Origin of the sequence: Streptomyces sp. NPDC005962 (assembly GCF_040629205.1) — a bacterium.
Classification (GTDB): domain Bacteria; phylum Actinomycetota; class Actinomycetes; order Streptomycetales; family Streptomycetaceae; genus Streptomyces.
In genome coordinates this window covers 57,354-73,230 of record NZ_JBEXVE010000039.1, presented here as the reverse complement: position 1 = coordinate 73,230, position 15,877 = coordinate 57,354, and the positions used below count along the sequence as shown (strand labels likewise).

General features: G+C 67.7%; 15 protein-coding genes and 1 riboswitch. Of the genes, 9 read left to right on the top strand and 6 right to left on the bottom strand.

Going from position 1 to position 15,877, the window contains the following annotated elements; genetic code table 11:
- The first annotated feature begins 172 nt into the window (after positions 1-172).
- The 3 genes from ABZ370_RS39425 (at position 173) to ABZ370_RS39415 (ending at position 5,790) form a co-directional block, all read left to right on the top strand.
- Entirely contained in the window at positions 173-1,561 is a 1,389-nt protein-coding gene (locus ABZ370_RS39425) for a PrsW family intramembrane metalloprotease (RefSeq protein WP_358631833.1), read from the top strand.
- Positions 1,562-1,652: 91 nt separating this feature from the next.
- Entirely contained in the window at positions 1,653-2,558 is a 906-nt protein-coding gene (locus ABZ370_RS39420) for a restriction endonuclease (protein WP_358631780.1), read from the top strand.
- 91 nt (positions 2,559-2,649) lie between these two features.
- Entirely contained in the window at positions 2,650-5,790 is a 3,141-nt protein-coding gene (locus ABZ370_RS39415) for a DUF3427 domain-containing protein (protein WP_358631777.1), read from the top strand.
- Between the two features lie 4 nt (positions 5,791-5,794).
- Here ABZ370_RS39415 and ABZ370_RS39410 read toward each other — a convergent pair whose 3' ends face one another.
- Entirely contained in the window at positions 5,795-6,427 is a 633-nt protein-coding gene (locus tag ABZ370_RS39410; RefSeq protein ID WP_358631831.1) for an ATP-binding protein, read from the bottom strand.
- Positions 6,428-6,645: 218 nt separating this feature from the next.
- Between ABZ370_RS39410 and ABZ370_RS39405 the strand changes: the two genes are divergently transcribed.
- From ABZ370_RS39405 to ABZ370_RS39395, 3 genes are read left to right on the top strand one after another with little or no spacing between them, the layout of a single operon-like run.
- Positions 6,646-7,497 carry a helix-turn-helix transcriptional regulator gene (locus tag ABZ370_RS39405; RefSeq protein WP_358631775.1) on the top strand — a complete coding sequence of 284 codons (852 nt, stop codon included), beginning with the start codon at positions 6,646-6,648 and terminating at the stop codon, positions 7,495-7,497.
- Positions 7,490-7,690 carry a DUF397 domain-containing protein gene (locus ABZ370_RS39400; RefSeq protein WP_358631772.1) on the top strand — a complete coding sequence of 67 codons (201 nt, stop codon included), beginning with the start codon at positions 7,490-7,492 and terminating at the stop codon, positions 7,688-7,690. The genes ABZ370_RS39405 and ABZ370_RS39400 overlap by 8 nt, the downstream gene beginning before the upstream one ends.
- Positions 7,691-7,733: 43 nt before the next feature.
- The gene (locus ABZ370_RS39395) at positions 7,734-8,039 is read left to right on the top strand and encodes a hypothetical protein (protein WP_358631769.1); all 306 of its coding nucleotides are present in this window, start codon (positions 7,734-7,736) and stop codon (positions 8,037-8,039) included.
- A 126-nt stretch (positions 8,040-8,165) separates the two neighbouring features.
- On the opposite strand, the gene ABZ370_RS39390 is transcribed toward ABZ370_RS39395, so the two are convergent.
- The 5 genes from ABZ370_RS39390 to ABZ370_RS39370 all read right to left on the bottom strand — a co-directional run bounded on the left by ABZ370_RS39390 (position 8,166) and on the right by ABZ370_RS39370 (position 13,541).
- Positions 8,166-9,110, bottom strand: a complete 945-nt coding sequence (locus ABZ370_RS39390; protein WP_358631766.1) for an aldo/keto reductase — start codon at positions 9,108-9,110, stop codon at positions 8,166-8,168.
- A gap of 146 nt (positions 9,111-9,256) precedes the next feature.
- Positions 9,257-10,426, bottom strand: a complete 1,170-nt coding sequence (locus ABZ370_RS39385) for a M23 family metallopeptidase (RefSeq protein WP_358631763.1) — start codon at positions 10,424-10,426, stop codon at positions 9,257-9,259.
- A gap of 11 nt (positions 10,427-10,437) precedes the next feature.
- Positions 10,438-10,571: riboswitch (cyclic di-AMP (ydaO/yuaA leader) on the bottom strand.
- Positions 10,572-10,855: 284 nt separating this feature from the next.
- Positions 10,856-12,109, bottom strand: coding sequence for a PP2C family protein-serine/threonine phosphatase (locus ABZ370_RS39380; protein WP_358631760.1), 1,254 nt, complete (start codon positions 12,107-12,109; stop codon positions 10,856-10,858).
- A 168-nt stretch (positions 12,110-12,277) separates the two neighbouring features.
- A complete protein-coding gene (locus tag ABZ370_RS39375; protein ID WP_358631757.1) occupies positions 12,278-12,649 on the bottom strand; it encodes a hypothetical protein in 372 nt (123 codons plus the stop codon).
- Between the two features lie 121 nt (positions 12,650-12,770).
- Complete coding sequence (locus ABZ370_RS39370) at positions 12,771-13,541, bottom strand: DUF6227 family protein (RefSeq protein WP_358631754.1); 771 nt, start codon at positions 13,539-13,541, stop codon at positions 12,771-12,773.
- A 467-nt stretch (positions 13,542-14,008) separates the two neighbouring features.
- Here ABZ370_RS39370 and ABZ370_RS39365 point away from each other — a divergent pair, with 467 nt between their 5' ends.
- The 3 genes from ABZ370_RS39365 to ABZ370_RS39355 all read left to right on the top strand — a co-directional run bounded on the left by ABZ370_RS39365 (position 14,009) and on the right by ABZ370_RS39355 (position 15,801).
- Entirely contained in the window at positions 14,009-14,356 is a 348-nt protein-coding gene (locus tag ABZ370_RS39365; protein ID WP_358631751.1) for a hypothetical protein, read from the top strand.
- Positions 14,357-14,542: 186 nt separating this feature from the next.
- Positions 14,543-15,025 carry a hypothetical protein gene (locus tag ABZ370_RS39360; protein WP_358631748.1) on the top strand — a complete coding sequence of 161 codons (483 nt, stop codon included), beginning with the start codon at positions 14,543-14,545 and terminating at the stop codon, positions 15,023-15,025.
- A gap of 281 nt (positions 15,026-15,306) precedes the next feature.
- Positions 15,307-15,801 carry a hypothetical protein gene (locus ABZ370_RS39355; protein ID WP_358631745.1) on the top strand — a complete coding sequence of 165 codons (495 nt, stop codon included), beginning with the start codon at positions 15,307-15,309 and terminating at the stop codon, positions 15,799-15,801.
- The last annotated feature ends 76 nt before the right edge of the window (positions 15,802-15,877 follow it).

Here is a 15,877-nt window from a genome sequence, read left to right as displayed (position 1 = left end):
CGTGGCCGCACCGGGGGGCTGGCCGCACGCGGCGTACCCGGCGCACCCGGGACACCCAGGGCACCCGGCGCACGCAGGACACCCGGGACACCCCGGACACCCGGGACACCCCGGACACCCGGGGCCGTGGGGTAGAACCAGCCGTCTCAGCCGCCTCTGGGACAACAAGGCGCTGCGCGCCACCGCGCTCATCGGGCTGCTGTCGCTCTCCGGCCTGGTCATCCTGGCCCTCGTACGCGAGCAGACCGGCACCAAGGGCTTCCTGGTGGGGCTCGGCCTCGCCGTGCTGCCCGTACCGCTGATCATCTCGGTGTTCCGCTGGCTGGACCGCGTCGACCCGAAACCCTGGCGGAACCTGGTCTTCGCCTTCGCCTGGGGCGCGTGTGCCGCGACGCTCGTCGCGCTCATCGCGAACGGCTTCGCGACCGAGTGGCTCATGACCACCGTCGCCGACCGCTCGTCCCCGGGCGGCCAGGCCGACGCCGACACCTGGGGAGCCACGTTCGTCGCGCCGTTCGTGGAGGAGAGCGCCAAGGCGGCCGCCGTGCTCCTCCTCTTCGTGTTCCGACGACGCGACTTCAACGGGATCGTGGACGGCGTCGTCGTCGCCGGAATCACCGCCACCGGATTCGCCTTCACCGAGAACATCCTCTACCTCGGCTCGGCCTTCGTCAGCGACCAGGAGTTCGGCTACTCGGGCATCCGGTCCACCACCGCCGCGACCTTCTTCATCCGCGGGGTGATGTCCCCCTTCGCGCACCCCCTGTTCACCGCCATGACCGGCGTCGGCTTCGGCCTGGCCGCCGCGGCCGCCCACCACCAGCGCACCCGCCGCGTCCTGCTGCCGATCGCGGCGCTGATGGCCGCGATGGTCCTGCACGGCCTCTGGAACGGCTCGTCCACCCTCGGCGGCTACGGCTTCATCATCGTCTACGCCGCGTTCATGGTCCCCGTCTTCGGGCTGCTGACCTGGCTCACCCTCTGGTCCCGCAACAACGAGCTGCGCACCGTACGCGACCAGCTCACCGCCTACCAGGCGGCCGGATGGCTCACCCCGCCCGAGCCCCTCGCCCTGTCCTCGATGCGCACCCGCGGCATCGCCCGCGACCTGGCCCGCCGCACCCAGGGCCCGGCGGCGGCCCGCACGGTCGGCGAGTACATCGCCTCCGCGACCTCCCTCGCCCTCCTCCGCCGCCGCGCGTACCGGGGCACGGCAGGCCCGGACTTCACCACCCGCGAGCGCGAACTCCTCGACGCCCTATGGGAGCGCCGCGCAACGGCCCAACCGGCCCTGGCCCACGCGGCCCTCTCCCTCCCCCTCCCCAAACCCCCGCCACCACCCCAGGCCCCCCTCCCTCCGCCGTACTGGCCCACCCAGCCGCACGGCGGCTACGGCTCCCCCGGCCCCGGATACGGCTACGGCTCCCCAGGCCCGAGCTATGGCTACAGCGGCCCGCAGCCACCCCACACCCAACAGACCGCGCAGCCGACGTATGCCTTCCAACCGTCGTACGCGCCCCAGCCTCCACAGCTCCCCACTGGCCCGCGAGGTCAGCTCTGACCGTCCCCGTGCCGTGGGCCCCACCCCCAAGACGGTGCGCTTATATGACTAACGTGTGGGTCAACCATGGTTGATGGATCTTGGGGGACCCATGTGGGACATAGCGCCCGGCGAGGAGCGCAAGCGGACGCAGATACAGGCTGAATACGGTGGCAGCACTCAGGGCGGGATCGCCCACTCCAGCTCGTCGGCGAACGTTCTGCTGTTCAGCAACCCCAAGCGTGGTCGCAAAGTCGGCTACTTCGACGGCTGGGGCACAGACGGCTGCTTCCACTACACCGGCGAGGGCCAGCAGGGCGACCAGCGAATGGTCCGGGGAAACCGGGCCGTTCTCCATCACGTCGAGGACGGGCGCGCACTACGCCTGTTCGATGCAGTCTCCGACGGCGTCTACGTGTATCTCGGGCAGTTCACCATCGCAGATCATCCCTGGTATTACCGGGATGCGCTCGATGCGAAGGACGAGTTGCGCAGCGTGATCATGTTCCGCCTCAAGCCGATCGGTGACGTGGCCGAGCTCGGTGACGGACTCTCGTTCACACCAAGCAATGACGACGTGATCGAAGACGTCGAGATCGAGCAGCACCAAACAGAACGCATGACCGTCAGTTCGAAGAGCAAGGGACACGAAGCTGAGCGTCGTGAGGCCCCCTTGGTCACGAAGTACCGCGACTACTTGGCGATGCAAGGGCACACCGTCAAGCGCAAAAAGATCATCCCTGCCGGTGAGGTGAGGGCCCTCTACACCGATCTGTACGACGTCACCGACGACGCCCTCATCGAGGCCAAGGGCAGTGTGACCCGCGAAGCTGTGCGCATGGCCATAGGGCAGCTGTACGACTACCGGCGCTACATCGAGCCCAGGCCATCGCTGGCTGTACTGCTGCCATCACGCCCACGACAAGATCTGATTGACCTGTGCAACGTGTCAGGTGCGTCGGTGATCTGGCCCGACGGCGAGGCTTTCGACAGCAGCACTGCAGACCCAGTGCACTGATGCTCGCCCTACTGCAGACGGACAGCTCAGGCGAAGTGTCAGAGTCAGTTGGTACAACTTCAGTGCCACGAAACGACGGGGGGATGCTGCCATGGTCGAGCACTTCGCGAACCAGTCCACACCAGTACCTGGTTTATATGAGCGGTTGATCACCTCCCGCCTTGAGGAGCATCTGAAGACGCTGGACGCAGGTGGGTGGAAGACCATCGAGCAGAAGGTCGGCGAGTTCTCCTCCCCGCACGTCCTCGCGCGCCACGTCGCCGATACGGTGCGGCAGATCTTCGCCAGCCTGCCCCCTCACGAGCAGGTCATCGCGGCCAATCACATTCTTGAGTCGATCAGCACGCTCGACGGGGCCAAGCAGTGGGTTGACCTCATCGCGGACGGACCTCGGCAGCTGATCGCCGTTGCTGAGCAGGAAGCGCCGGGGGTCTACTCCGTGCGCCCGGCCACACCGCTCTCCGAGACGGCGCTGATCACCAACTCCCCCGAAGACCCGAACCTGGGCTTCGAGCTGCGGGCCGAGTTGGCCACAGCGGACCGTGTCGACCTGCTCTGTGCGTTCGTGAAGTGGCATGGTCTGCGTGTCCTGGAGGAGTCGCTTAAGGCGGCGCGGGATCGTGGGGTGCCGATCCGGGTCATTACGACCACGTACATCGGAGCCACCGAGCGGACCGCCCTGGATCGGCTCGTCAAGGAGTTCAACGCCGAGGTCAAGGTCAACTACGAGCTGCGGTCCACGCGGCTGCATGCGAAGGCGTGGCTGTTTCGACGGAACAGCGGCTACGACACCGCGTACGTCGGGAGCTCGAATCTCTCCAGGACTGCGCTGCTCGACGGCTTGGAGTGGAATGTCCGCCTCTCATCGGTAGCGACGCCACCGGTGTTGAAGAAGTTCGAGGCCACCTTCGACTCGTACTGGAGTGAGCCCGCGTTCGAGACGTACGACCCCGACAGCGACGGCAACCGGCTAGCCGAGGCCCTCACCTTGGCCAGCGGAAAGCAAGGAAACGGCACGCGCGCCATCAGCCTGTCCGGCCTCGAAGTGCGGCCTTACCCGCATCAGCAAGACATGCTCGAACGGCTCCAGATCGAGCGGGACATCCACGACCGGCACCGCAACTTGCTTGTCGCCGCAACGGGCACTGGCAAGACCGTCATGGCCGCGCTCGACTACAAGGAGCTGAAGAAGAAGCACCGGGGGCGCCGTCTCAACCTCCTCTTCGTCGCACACCGTCAAGAGATCCTTAAGCAGTCGCTGCGCGCCTATCAAGAGGTGCTCAACGATGCGAACTTCGGGGAGCTCCTGGTCGGAGGGGATGTGCCGCAAGACTGGACGCACGTCTTCGCCAGCGTCCAGTCCCTTAACGCTCGGTCCCTGGAAAAACTCGCTCCCGACCACTTCGATGTCGTCGTCATCGACGAGTTCCACCACGGCGTCTCACCGACCTACCGCCGCATCATCGACCACTTCGAGCCGATGGAGCTTCTTGGCCTGACGGCCACACCAGAGCGGATGGACGGCCGGAACGTCCAAGATGAGTTCTTCAACGGCCATATCGCCGCCGAGATGCGACTGTGGGAGGCGCTGGAGAACGATCTCCTCAGCCCCTTCCACTACTTCGGCATAGCCGACAACACGGACCTCGAAGGGCTCACCTGGAAGCAGGGATCGTACGACACGAGCGAGCTAGGCCAGCTCTACACCGGCAACCATGCGCGGGCTCGCCTCATCGTGAAGGCCATTCAGGAAAAGGTGACGAACCCCGGCGAAATGCGGGCGCTAGGCTTCTGCGTTACCGTCGCGCACGCTCACTTCATGGCTGACTTCTTCCGCCAGGCTGGCATCAGCGCCAAGGCTCTCGACGGGTCCACCCCCACTGCGGAACGTGCCCAAGCCCTGCATGACCTGCGCAACGGCAAGGTGCAGGTCCTCTTCTCGGTCGACCTCTTCAATGAAGGGCTCGACATCCCGGATGTGGACACCCTCCTCCTACTTCGCCCGACCGCCAGCGCCACGGTGTTTCTGCAGCAGTTGGGCCGGGGCCTGCGACGCACGCCGGACAAGGCAGTGCTCACCGTCCTCGACTTCATCGGACAGCACCGCAAGGAGTTCCGCTTTGAGGAGCAGTTCCGCGCACTGACGAGCTTCACCCGCAACCGGCTCACGGAGCACATCGAGCGCGACTTCCCGCAGCTGCCCTCGGGATGCGAAATCATCCTCGACCGTAAGTCCAAACAACGGATTCTGGACAACATCAAGAGCCAGATCAACGTCAACGTTCGGCAGCTGACACAAGAGGTGGCCGCATACGCCGAACCACAGCTCGATGCCTATCTCCGCGAGAGCCGCCGCGAGCTCAAAGAGCTGTATCGCAGCAACAACTCATGGACCCGCCTCTTGAGGCGAGCTCACCTGCTGGGCGAGGAACACCCTGAGGGAGAAGAAGCGCTCCTCAAGCGAGTTTCGGCGTTCCTTCACGTCGATGACCCACAACGAGTCCATGCCTACCGGCGGATGCTTGCCGATGACGCCCCGGCGTACGACTCGCTCGATGCCTCGGGACAGGCGTACGCACGGATGCTCTTCTTCTCCCTGTGGCCGCTGGGCGGGGGCTTCGCCAGTTATGCCGAGGGCTTCGAATCGTTGCGCCAGCAGAGCGCCTTCCGCAGCGAGCTGGGGCAAGTGCTCACGTACAACCTGGAGCACACGGACCACTACCCGATCCCGCTCCTGGGCGAGCATGGCGGAGTCCCGCTGGCCGTCCACGCCTCGTACAGCCGCGAGGAAATCCTGCCCGCACTCGGCCAGGCGGGCATAGGCGGCTTCTTCCCGGGAAACTTCCGCGAGGGCGTGAAGTGGTGCGACGACATCCGGACCGACGCGCTCTTGATCACCCTTGAAAAGGACGATAAGGACTTCTCGCCGCAGACCCGATACAAGGACTATGCGATGAGCCCAAGTCACTTCCACTGGGAATCGCAGAACCAGACGTCGGAATCCTCGCCCACGGGCCTGCGCTATCAGCAGCATCAGGAGCGCGGCACCCATGTGCTGCTTTTCGTGCGGCGCTACAAGAAGACCGACATCGGTGGACCTCAGCCGTGGATGTTGCTTGGCCCCGCTACGTACGAGTCCCACAAGGGCAGCAAGCCCATGGGCATCGTCTGGCAGCTCCGGCATGCACTACCTGCCGACGTCTGGACGTACTCGGCCATCGCGGCGGGGTAGTCGCTCAGCCGACTGCACCGAGTTCCGACTCAAAGTGCGTTTGGGCTCGGTCCAAGGCCGTGTCGGGGTCCTGCCCATGGGCACGGAACCAATGGAGCAGGTCAGCGATCAAGGCAATCGCTGTCTCCTCCGCCACAGCATGGCTCAGCGGCGAGGTGGGACTCATCCGCAGAAGCGGCTGACCGTAGAGGGTCAGCAGGGCCTCGGCACGATGCACTTGAGGTCGATCGACGTGAGTGTCGTTCCGCCTGAGCTCGGTGGCGATCTCGCACCAGGTGGTCTTACCTCGCTCGGTCGGGATCACTCCCCAACGGTCGGTGACAGCAGCGACCAGGGCCAGCCCCCGACCCGACTCGGCCGTGGTGGTTGCGCTCAGCAGCGTGGGCAATGCGCGGGAGTCCGGGTCACTGATTGCAATGCGCAGGTACGTGCCGTTCATGTCGACGGCCATGGTGGTCGGAGTCCCGAGGCCGACGTGGGTGATGACGTTGGCGACAAGCTCAGTGACGCAGATCTGCGCCGCCTCGACCACGTCAGATAGCCCCCAGAGCGTCAGGTGCGTACGCACGATGCGTCGCAGCGCGGCCACCCCGCTTGGCTCCGCCAGGAAGGGAAGGTCCCACGCCTTCCGCTGCATGCACTGCTCGACGATCACGCGCTTCAACCCCTTGCCGTTGCGCCACACCAAATGATCACCCACCGCAACAATGGTGTGTCTCTTGGTGACTTCATGTGAGAGCATGGCAGCGCATATCCCGACATGCAATGTGCATATGGAGATTCGCCCGATTGAGTGACTGACGCGCCCGTGGCCCTCGACAAGACTGAACGGACGTCACTACAAGAGGAGTTCATGTGTCCGGATCACCCACCGCCCGACGTCGCCGCCTGGCTATTGAGCTCAAGAAACTCCGAGAGGAACACCAACTCACCTGCGGGCAGGTGGGGCAGGAACTGGACTGGAGCGGCTCGAAGGTCAACCGTCTGGAGACGGGCCAGGGGCGCGTACAACCGTCGGACGTCGATGCGCTCTGCCGCTTCTATGGCACCTCGGACGAACTCCGCGAGCTTCTCAAGGAACTCGCCAAGCAATCCAAGACGCGCGGCTGGTGGCACGCGCATGGCAGTGCTGTTCCCTCGTGGTTCTCGGTCTACGTCGGGCTAGAACAGGCCGCCTCAGGACTGCGGACCTACGAGTGCGAGTTCGTGCCCGGCCTGCTCCAGACTGCCGACTACGCCCGAGAGCTCCACCTCGCTGCGCCCACTCAGGACCCCGACGATGGTGAACGCATGATCAACGTACGGATGGAGCGGCAGGCTCGCCTGACCGGCACGGCACCTCTCGACCTGTGGGCGATCGTGCACGAGAGCGTGCTGCGGCACACCATCGGTAACGCCGAGATCACCCGGGCCCAGTTCGAACACTTACTGGACATCGCCCAGTTGAAGAACGTCACGATCCAAGTACTGCCGTTCGATGCTGGCAGCTACCCCGCTGTTGGCGCATTCACGATCTTGGAGTTCCCGGATCAGGAAGATCCCGACATGGTGTACCGCGACGGCCTGACAGACTCCGTGTATCTGGAGCGTCCGGAAGAGATTGCTCTCTATGGCAAGGCGTTTGACAATCTACGTGCTCTGTCCTTGAGTCCACAGCGATCGAGCGACCTCATCAGACAAGCGGCGAAGGACTTCATCGATGACTGACATATCGCTACTCGAATGGCACAAGAGCAGCTACAGCAACGGGAGCGGGGGCAACTGCGTGGAGACGGCGAAGCTGCCGGACCGCGAGACCGTCGTGCGGGACTCGAAGCGTCCGGGCGGGCCCGTGCTCGGGTTCTCCCAGGGCGCGTGGAGTGACTTCGTCACCGCCGTGCGGTGCGACGAACTGGGCTAAGGCCTCTGGGGGCGAAGAGCCCCTTGGAGTGGGAGGTAGCGGCATGGGCGGAGTACCGGCGGGGCTGGTGGCTGCGGGTGGGTTGGTCGGCGGGTATGGGGTCGCCCGGTGGACCGGGAAGCGGCCGCTCGGTGGGGTTGCGCTGGCGGCGGCCGGGGCCGTGGCCGCCAAGGGGTGGCGCGACAAGGCGGGGAACGGGACGGCGGCCGCGTTGAGCGGGTTGTACGTGGCCGCGTTCGCCGGGTCGCATCCGCTGGCGAAGAAGGTCGGGGCGTGGCCGTCGGTCTTCGGGGTCGCCGGTGCGGTTGCCGCCGCCTCGTGGGTGCTGGCCGATCGGCGCGGGGTGTAGGGGCGTAAGCGCGTGAGGGTGCGGTGCCGGGGCGGCGATACGGGGTATCGCCGCCCCGGTGCCGTTGTGAGACGCGGACCCTGGGCTGGCGTCAGGCCCGGGCCGGGGCCAAGCTCAGGCCCGGGGTCAGTCCGAGGCGGACGTCAGGAGGTCCAGTTCCGGCCGGGTGAGCTGGAGGTCGGCCGAGGCCAGTAGGGCCGGGAGCTGGGCGGGGGTGCGGGCGCTGGCTACTGGGGCCACCACGGTCGGCTGGGCGGTGAGCCAGGCCAGGGCGACGGTGGCGTGGTCGGCGTTGTGGTTGGCGGCCACGTCGTCCAGGGCGGCGAGGACCTTCTGGCCGCGCTCGGTCTCCAGGTGCTGGGCGGCGCCCGTGGAGCGGGCGCTGTCGACCGTGGTGCCGGGGCGGTACTTGCCGGTGAGGAAGCCGGAGGCGAGGGCGTAGTACGGGAGCGTCGCCAGGCCGTGGCGGGCGGCGACGTCGGCCAGTTCGCCTTCGAAGGTGTCGCGCGAGACCAGGTTGTAGTGGGGCTGGAGGGCGACGTAGCGGGCCAGGTTCTCCTGGGCGGAGAACGCGACGGAGGCTTCGAGGCGCTCGGCGGAGATGTTGGAGGCGGCGATCTCGCGGATCTTGCCCGCCTTCACCAGCTCGTCGAGGGTCGAGATGATCTCCTCCACCTCCACCGACGTGTCGTCGTAGTGGGTGTAGTAGAGGTCGACGTAATCGGTGCCCAGGCGCTGGAGGGACTCGTCCAGGCCGGACTTGATGGCGGAAGAGGAGAGTCCGCGGGGCTCCGGGACGCCGGCGCCGACCTTGGTGGCGAGGACGATGTCGTCGCGGTTGCCGCGGGAGGCGAACCACTTGCCGAGGACGGTCTCGGACTCGCCGCCCTGGTTGCCCGGCACCCAGGCGGAGTAGACGTCGGCGGTGTCGACGAAGTTGCCGCCCGCCGCCGCGTACGCGTCGAGGACCTCGAAGGACTCGGCCTCGTCGGCCGTCCAGCCGAAGACGTTGCCGCCCAGAGAGAGCGGGAAGACGGACAGGCTGCCTATGGTCGTGCGGGTATCGGTCATACGTTTTTACAACGCGTGTGGTGGATGCGTTTATTCCGCCGTTGGCGGCAGATAGACGGACCGGCGGCCCTGGCGTCAAGGGGGGAGAGAGCGCCAGAGCCGCCGGAACGAAGGGCCGTCGGAGCGGCGACGGCCGGATCAGGGGGTCACGGGTTCAGCCCGTGGTCGCGCAGCCAGGGCATCGGGTCGATCGGGGAGCCACCGCCCGGCCGTACCTCCACGTGGAGGTGGGGGCCGGTGACGTTGCCGGTGGCGCCGACGCGGCCGACGGTCTCGCCCGAGGACACCTTGCCCGAGGTGACGACCATGGACGAGAGGTGGCAGTACCAGATCTCGGTGCCGTCATTGAGCTTGAGGACGATGCGGTAGCCGTACGAACCGGCCCAGCCCGCCTGGGTGATGGTGCCGCCGCTCACCGCCTTGACCGGGGTGCCGGTCGGGGCGGCGAAGTCCTGGCCGGTGTGGTCGGCGGACCAGATGTCGCCGGCCTGGCCGAAGCCCGCGGTCAGGGTGTACGAGGCGACGGGGAGGGTGAACCCGGCGGAGGTGGAGGCGGAGGTCTTGGCGGGGCTGTCGGCGGCCTTGGCCGCGGCGGCCTTCTTCTCGGCCTCTTCCTTCGCCTTGGCGGCCTCGGCGGCCTTCTTCTTGGCGGCGGCCTCGGCCTTCTTCTGCTCCACCAGGTCGCGGGCCTTGGCGGCGGACTTCGCGGCGTCGTCGGCGGCGGCCTTGGCGGCGGCGCGTGCCGCGGCCTCGCGTCTGTCGTCGTCCGCCGCGGTCTGCTGGCTCTCGGCCTGTTGCAGGATGCGGTTGCGCAGCGCCTCGCCCGAGTCGGTGCCGCCCGTGGTGAGGGTGGCCGCGGAGGACTGGGCGGAGCCCTGGTCGTCGGCCATCAGGGAGCCGATGCCGGGCAGGTCTTTGGCGGCGGGCAGCTGGGCCTTGACCTCGTCGGCGACGTGGGCGAGGTCCGGCATGGAGATCGGTACCGCCGGGCGGTCCTGGGCGCTCGCCATGCCGCCCGCGCCGACCGCCGCGATGACGCCGACGCCGAGGACGGCGCCGCTGCGGGCCATGGTGCCGCCGCGCTGTTTGCCGACGCGGTGCCTGCCGCGCAGTGGAGCGATGGATTCCTCGGTGGGATTCCACTCGTCCCAGACGGTTTCTTTGGCGACGGACGGCTCATCCGGTTCGGCGGCGAGGCCGACCGTGGGCCGGGCGCCGGCTCCGGCGTCGAAGCCGACTCCGTACGCGGTCGCGGTGCCGATTCCGCCCGCTGAGCGGTACGGAGCTTCGTCCAGAACGGACCTGTTGGACGCCACCGGGGCGCACTCCTTTCCTTCCCTCTCGCCTACCGGGTTAGCTGACGGGTTCGGAGCAGGAAGGTCTCCTACGGGTCAGGTTCGACCCGATTCACCCCAAGGTGGTGGTTCCCCGGTTCCCTAGGTGCTGCGGCTGCTACCGCCGTGGTGCCTGGTGATGCGTGGTGCTGAAGGTGGTGCTGGCGCTGCACTTACGGGATTCGGCGACGGCGCACGGTGCCGCCTCTGCGACGGCTACGTCGACCGCGCTGCGTTATCGAACGTTAATAGAGAGCGCGACATGATTCCAAGCTCTTCTGAAGAATCCGCGTAGCTTTGGCATGAACTTAGTAAGCAACAGGGGACAGATGGGGGCGATTCGCCTCAGTTGAAAAGGGTTGGCAAAAACCTCCGGCGGGCTGATCGTGTGTCAATCGTTATGCGCCCACGTCACGGTCGGCTACGGTCCGTGTCCGGAGCGGCGGCCGTGGTTCCGTTCGGTCCCGGTGGCCGCCGTACGGCCAGCAGCGCCATGTCGTCCGAGAACTCCCCGCCCGTATGGCGCGCGACGTCCTCCACCAGCACGTCGAGCAGCGCGCCCGGTCCGTCGAAGCGGCGGCCGCGCAGCCGCTCCTCCGGGACGTAGAACGTGCCGTGCCGGTCGCGGGCCTCGGTCACCCCGTCGGTGAACAGCAGCAGCGTCGCGTCCTCGGGGAACCGCAGCTCCATCACCCGGTCCGGCCACCCGCCGAGTTCGCCCATCCCCAGCGGCAGCGCGGCCGTCTCCGGCTCCAGGCGGCGCACCTCGCCGCCGCCGGGCAGCAGCAGCGGTTCCGGGTGGCCGCGGTTGATGAGGCGGAGGGTGGAGTCGCCGCGCGGGATCTCGCCGAGGACGGCGGTGGTGAACCCCTCGAACGCCTCCAGCTCGGCCCGCCGGGCGCCCTCGCGCCGCAACGCCCGCTCCAGCCGCCCCGCGAGCCCCTCCAGGGTCGCCTCCTGCTCCGCCGCTTCCCGGAAGGCGCCGATGAGGACCGCGACGACCTCCACGGCCTGCAGCCCCTTGCCCCGGACGTCCCCGACGATCAGCCGTACGCCGTGCGGGGTGTCCTGCACCGCGTACAGATCGCCGCCGATCGCGGCGTACCGCTCGGCCGCCACGTAGCGCGCCGCGACGTCCAGCCCGGCGATGCGGGCGGGCGGTACGGGCAGCACGGCCCGCTGTGCCGCCTCCGCGATACCGCGCGCCGAGGCCAGCTGCCGGTCGCCGCGGCGGACGACGCGGTTGATCACGAGGGCGAGCAGGGCGACGGTGGCCACCGTGGCGATCTCGGTCGCGGCCTGGGTCGGGTCCTTCACGCCGTGCAGCTCCGCCAGCAGGCATACGGCGGCGAGGGCGAGGACCGTCGTGACGATGGTCTGCCGCAGCGGGAAGAGCGAGGCGGCGACCAGCGGGGCCGCAGCGAAGAAGGGAGAGGCGGTGTACGGGGCCGGGGCGGCGAGGTCGAAGGCGACGCCGCCGAGCAGGAGGATGGCGGGGGTCCACCGGGCCAGCCGGCGCCCCGTAGAGACCTCGGCGGCCTCCTCGGCCGTGACGGGACCGGCGGCCGCACCCGGGCCCGGGGACTCGGCGGCGGGCGTACGGGCGTCCGGACGCGCCCTGCTCCCTCGCACCCGCACCGGTCTCTCTCGCTTTCGCTGGTCCATGACCCCGTCATCAGGCTTCCGGGTGCCGGGGCGCGGGGCGAGCCGGTGGCGGCCATGTGGGTGCGTCGGAGGCGCTGCCCAGCCGTGCCCGGACGCCGAGCGGCCCCGGATGACAGGCATCCGGGGCCGCAGGGTGAGCCATGGCGTTCCGCCAGGGCTCGGTGAGCATCAGCCGCGGCCGTAGCCACCGCCGTTACCGAGGGCGATGTTGCTGCAGTTACGGCCGACGTTGACGTCACCCGTGGGGCCGGCCGCGCCGACAGAAACGATGGAGCCAACCGACGAGTCACAGTCGTTGCTCTGGACGGCCGCGGTGCCTTGGGTGTAGTTGAGGCAGTCGCCGCCGACGTTGATGTCGCCCGTGGGGGCAACTCCGCCGACAGGGGCGATGATGCCGGCCGTAGCCTTGCACGAGTTGCTCTGGACCGCCCCGAAGGGGTCGAAGCCCCCGTAACCGTGGGCGGACGCTCCCGCCGCACTGCCCAGAACCAGGGCGCCGGCCGCTACGGCCAGGGCAGCTACCTTCTTTCCGATGTTCACTTGATTTCCTCCAGAAGATCCGAATCCGCGGAAAACCAGACGTTTCGATTCAACGAACAGACTTCCGCGACACCGGGGAGGCGCGCGCATCAGGTCACCCGGTAGGCCCACTGTCGGATCATCAGAGGTCGACGCCGAGGGCGCGGGCGTGGCGGTCGGCCGCCAGCTCCGCCGACACTTCGTCGAGGTACACCTCGCACACCAGCCGCCCGTCCCGGGTCAGGTTGTGCTCCAGCTCCCACAGCACGATCTCGTCCCCGCCCGCGAGCAGGAAGGCGTGCTCGTAGAAGCGGCACCAGGTGGCGTCGGGGCCGCCGGAGCGACGGCGCGGCTTGGGGGCGAGGGCGATGTCATGGGCGAACGCGGTCTTCAGCAGCCGCTCGGTCTCCTCCCCCGGCCGGTCGGGGTTCTCCGCGCGGCGCAGGACGCGGCGGGCGTGGTCGGCCGAGTTGTCGGCCACGTACGCGCGCTGGACCCCCGGGGGTTCGGCTGCCTGGAGCAGCTGGTCCGGCAGCCACAGCGGTAACCCGTCCAGCTCCTCCCAGCGGGCACCGCCGATGCACCGGTGGACGCGGCGCTCGGCGAGCGCGAGGGCGTCCTCGTCCGCGTACAGCTCGAACAGCGGGCGGTCGTCCGGTCCGGTGTTGTGCTCCAGCTCCCACAGCAGCAGGCTGCTGCCGTCGGGCAGCAGGAAGACATGCCGGTACGTCGTATAGCCGCGCGGGCCTGCCGGCTCGTTGCACTGCCGGCAGGAACGCAGCTCGGACTGGTGCATCAGGGCGCTCCGCGCCCTGCTCAGCACCGCCTCGCCGATCTCGAAGCCGTTCTGCGCACGGGCCAGCAGCCCGTCCATCAGCTCGGCGGGGGTGCCCCCCGCTCCTGAGTGCCCCACGTCTCTCCTCCCGCCCCCGGGTGACTGCCTCGCGTACTTAGCGTAGCGACCTGAACACGGGCCGCGCCTGTGGTTGCGCGAAGCAGCCGGTCGGACTTGTGCCTCACTCACTCCTGCGTCGTGAAGTCAGGATGTATCACTCGTTCGACAGGCCGAACAAGTCGGGAGACAGGGTCAGTTGCTCCGGCCGGCCACCGCACGGCCGCCTCGGCGCTCCCCCGGCGTCGCTTCCTCGCCACCACCGCCCGAGGCCCTTTCGGCGCATTCGCATAGGGGGGAATCAGGGGCCCGCTGCTCCAAATAGCTCTTGCGTCGCCTCTCGTTAGCGGGATTCCCGGAGACACGCAGCGGAAGAACCGCACTATGCCGGACGGGTGAAGCTGGCCCAGCGCCCGATGCCTCAACTGATGAGCTTCGTTGTGTCATGCGTCCGTGAATTCGCGGAGCAACCCAGGTGGAGGATTCAAGTGAACATCGGCAAGAAGGCAATCTTTCTGACCGCGGCTGCCGGCGCCCTGGTGATCGGCGGTGCGGGCGGTGCCCTCGCCCACGACGGGCTCACTGCCCAGAGCAACCACTGCGACACGGCCACCGGCACCATCGCGTCCGTCGCCGCGGCGGGCCCGACCGGCGACCTCACCGTCGGCTCGGACTGCGTCAACTTCACCAACAGCGGTGCGGCCTTCCAGAGCAACGACTGCGACACGGCCACCGGCATCATCGCCCCGGTCGGCGGAGCCGCCCCGACCGGCGACCTCACCGTCGGCAGCAACTGCGCCAACATCGCGGTCGACGACGCTCCCTACCGTCACTGAGGCGCTGACCCTCTCACGGTGTTCCCCCCTGAACGGGGGAACACCGTGGGGCATCCCCCCGTTGGGACCCGCGGCCCTGGAAGTCTTCCTTCCAGGGCCGCTGCCACGTAAAGGCTTTTCAGCAGCCTGTGACGACTGCGCCGAAAACGGGTACGGCTGCCGCGTAGAACTCATTTGGAGGCTTTTATGCATACGCGCAAGAGAACGGCGCTTCTGGTCGCAGCCGTCGGTGCGCTGCTCATCGGCAGTACGGCCGGAGCCGAGGCCGCCGACAGCGGTTCCTCGCACCGAGCCGTCCCGAACGAGGGGGGACGTCAAACGAATCGCTGCGATACGAGTTCCGTCATCGGCGGAGTCACCCTCGCGGTGTCCGACATCGAGACGGAGACGAACTGTGTCAACTACAGCGAGTCGGGCGTGAGGGAGCAGAAGAACCGCTGCCGGACCCATTCTGTGATCGGCCCGGTCACGGTCAGCCTGACCGGAGCCGATGTCACTCAGCGGACCAACTGTGTCAACATCAGTAAGTCCGGCGAGGTGACGAAGCAGAGCAACAAGTGCGACACGACCTCCGTCATCGGCCCCATCACCATCGCTCCTGGATCCGAGGTCACCCAGGAGACGCAGTGCACCAATGTGGCCGGCACGGACGGCACCGCCAAGAACTGAGGCACGGGAGGCCGCGGCACGTCCTGAGCCACCGGGCGCCGACGGACCGCTCTCACCATGAACGCGGCTCCGGGGAATTATCCCCGGAGCCGCGTTCGCATATTTATGACTCATCACCCGTCATGAGAAATATTCCACGGAATTAACAACCGGCTGAATATACCTTTACTGTGGCAGATGGGTGACGCGACGCATTATCCCGAATCCCGATCTGCCGCCCCTTCGTTAATCGGGTGTCTGCGGATCATTCGCGGAGAACCCGATATGGAGGCACCAGCACAATGCACATCAGCAAGAAGGTAGCTCTCATGGCCGCGGCGGCCGCGGGCACGATGGTCGTGGGTGGCGCGGGCAGCGCGAGTGCGTACGGCGGCCTCTTCCCGTCCGGCGATGGGGCCCGGCAGTCCAACTCGTGTGACAGCCGTATCGGCACCCTCGCCCCCGTGTCGACACTTGCCCCGCCCGGAGACCTCGACGCCGACTCGGACTGCATCAACTTCACCAACAGGGGTGCGGCCTACCAGAGCAACGACTGCGACACGGCCACCGGCCTCATCACCCCGATCAGCGGAGCCGCCCCGACCGGTGACCTCGACGTCGGCAGCGACTGCACCAACATCGCGATCGACAACACCCCGGTGGTCGTGCACCAGGACCCGCCGAAGAAGGACCACAAGGAAAAGGCCAAGCACCACAAGGCCAAGAAGCACGCCAAGGCCAAGAAGCACGGCAAGACCACCAAGGTGACGGTCAAGACGCACAAGTCCAAGCACTGACGCTTCGCGACCACGCTGAACGCCGCAGCGCCCCTGAAGGCATCACTCTCAGGGGCGCTGCGGATTTCACGGGAAG